Origin of the sequence: Rothia sp. HMSC08A08, from assembly GCF_001808385.1 — a bacterium.
Lineage (GTDB): Bacteria > Actinomycetota > Actinomycetes > Actinomycetales > Micrococcaceae > Rothia > Rothia dentocariosa.
On sequence record NZ_KV793069.1, the window covers coordinates 1 to 2,895 of the forward strand.

At 52.9% G+C, this 2,895-nt stretch carries 2 rRNA genes; both read right to left on the minus strand.

What is annotated here, in order from left to right:
• Window positions 1-590 (minus strand): 23S ribosomal RNA (locus tag HMPREF3164_RS05355); the annotation flags it as partial.
• Between the two features lie 342 nt (window positions 591-932).
• Window positions 933-2,459, minus strand: a 16S ribosomal RNA gene (locus tag HMPREF3164_RS05360).
• Window positions 2,460-2,895: the final 436 nt, after the last annotated feature.

Here is a 2,895-nt window from a genome sequence, read left to right on the forward strand (position 1 = left end):
ACTATTTCACTCCCCTCCCGGGGTACTTTTCACCATTCCCTCACGGTACTGATCCACTATCGGTCATCAGGAAGTATTTAGACTTACCAGGTGGTCCTGGCAGATTCACACGAGATTCCACGAGCCCCGTGCTACTCGGGACATTGTCAACGCACACACAACACTTTCAACTACGGGACTCTCACCCACTACGGTCGACCATTCCAAGCCAGTTCGCCTACCATCATGCACTACGCCGGTGACCAGTTAGAACCACCACAACAACTCCCACAACACCCATGATGCAACACCTAACCGCTATCACACACCACAGGTTTAGCCTCATCCGCGTTCGCTCGCCACTACTAACAGAATCATTATTATTTTCTCTTCCTGCGGGTACTGAGATGTTTCACTTCCCCGCGTTCCCCCCAACTGGCCTATACATTCAACCAGCGGTCACCCACCACAACGATGAGCGAGGTTTCCCCATTCGGAAATCCTCGGATCCACGCCCAGTTATCGGCTCCCCGAGGCTTATCGCAGATTCACACGTCCTTCATCGGCTCCTGATGCCAAGGCATCCACCGTGTGCCCTTAACAACTTACACACAATCAAGAAAAAGAAGAATCAAGAAACCACACAACCGTGCAGTTCCCAGAAGATGCTCGCGTCCACTATATAGTTCTCAAACAACAAACCACACCAACACCAACACCGAGAACAACCCCAGCACCAGCACCAGCCAGTCACCAACTCAGACCACACCTAGCGTGCAACCCGAAAACCCAAGAACGCACCCGAACAACACAACAATAACGATGACGCATACACAACACCGTGAAACAAAACAAACAACAAAAAAAAGGGGCTGACATTCCACCCATGAGCAAACCACCCACCCGACACTCGCGAGCAGCATGGCCAACCAAACAATAGTTGAGCTCCTTAGAAAGGAGGTGATCCAGCCGCACCTTCCGGTACGGCTACCTTGTTACGACTTAGTCCCAATCGCCAGTCCCACCTTCGACGGCTCCCCCCACCAGGGTTAGGCCACCGGCTTCGGGTGTTACCAACTTTCGTGACTTGACGGGCGGTGTGTACAAGGCCCGGGAACGTATTCACCGCAGCGTTGCTGATCTGCGATTACTAGCGACTCCGACTTCATGGGGTCGAGTTGCAGACCCCAATCCGAACTGAGACCGGCTTTTAGGGATTAGCTCCACCTCACAGTATCGCAACCCTCTGTACCGGCCATTGTAGCATGCGTGAAGCCCAAGACATAAGGGGCATGATGATTTGACGTCATCCCCACCTTCCTCCGAGTTGACCCCGGCAGTCTCCTATGAGTCCCCACCATCACGTGCTGGCAACATAGAACGAGGGTTGCGCTCGTTGCGGGACTTAACCCAACATCTCACGACACGAGCTGACGACAACCATGCACCACCTGTATACCAGCCCCGAAGGGAAACGCCATCTCTGACGCAGTCCAGTATATGTCAAGCCTTGGTAAGGTTCTTCGCGTTGCATCGAATTAATCCGCATGCTCCGCCGCTTGTGCGGGCCCCCGTCAATTTCTTTGAGTTTTAGCCTTGCGGCCGTACTCCCCAGGCGGGGCACTTAATGCGTTAGCTACGGCGCGGAAAACGTGGAATGTCCCCCACACCTAGTGCCCAACGTTTACGGCATGGACTACCAGGGTATCTAATCCTGTTCGCTCCCCATGCTTTCGCTTCTCAGCGTCAGTTACAGCCCAGAGACCTGCCTTCGCCATCGGTGTTCCTCCTGATATCTGCGCATTCCACCGCTACACCAGGAATTCCAGTCTCCCCTACTGCACTCTAGTTAGCCCGTACCCACTGCAAAACCAGGGTTAAGCCCCAGCCTTTCACAGCAGACGCGACCAACCGCCTACAAGCTCTTTACGCCCAATAATTCCGGACAACGCTCGCGCCCTACGTATTACCGCGGCTGCTGGCACGTAGTTAGCCGGCGCTTTCTCTGCACCTACCGTCACTTTCGCTTCTTCGATGCTAACAGAGGTTTACAACCCGAAGGCCGTCATCCCTCACGCGGCGTCGCTGCATCAGGCTTGCGCCCATTGTGCAATATTCCCCACTGCTGCCTCCCGTAGGAGTCTGGGCCGTGTCTCAGTCCCAGTGTGGCCGGTCACCCTCTCAGGCCGGCTACCCGTCGTCGCCTTGGTAAGCCATTACCTCACCAACAAGCTGATAGGCCGTGAGCCCATCTAAAACCACTCCATAACGCTTTCCACCAACACCCCATGCGGAGATTGGTCGTATCCGGTATTAGACCCAGTTTCCCAGGCTTATCCCAGAGTCAAAGGTAGGTCACTCACGTATTACTCACCCGTTCGCCACTAATCCACCTAGCAAGCTAGGCTTCATCGTTCGACTTGCATGTGTTAAGCACGCCGCCAGCGTTCGTCCTGAGCCAGAATCAAACTCTCCGTTACAAAAACAAAAAGCAAACGCATGATCCCATAACTCTCAAAAAACAATGAACTACTGACAAAACAAAAAACAATCAGGACACAAAACACCAGGCACACCAACGCACCCCATGCTCTGCACCCCACACGAATGTCCCAACCAGCAGACACCACAACAAATTTTTCAAAAACTACAAGACCACACCAAAAAACATGACCTCAATAAGATCAAAAAACATATACGGTATCAACCCCGCACACCAACACCCCCACTACGAGGGCACCAGCGCACTGTCACAACATCCCGTTTCACCAATACACATCATCACAACACAACACACAAACATGCTGCGTCTAAAACGTATTGAACAAAGCACACTCTTGAGTTCTCAAACAACACACCACACCAACAACACCACCACACACAAACACGCATGCAGAGATCATCATCAGCCGGTCA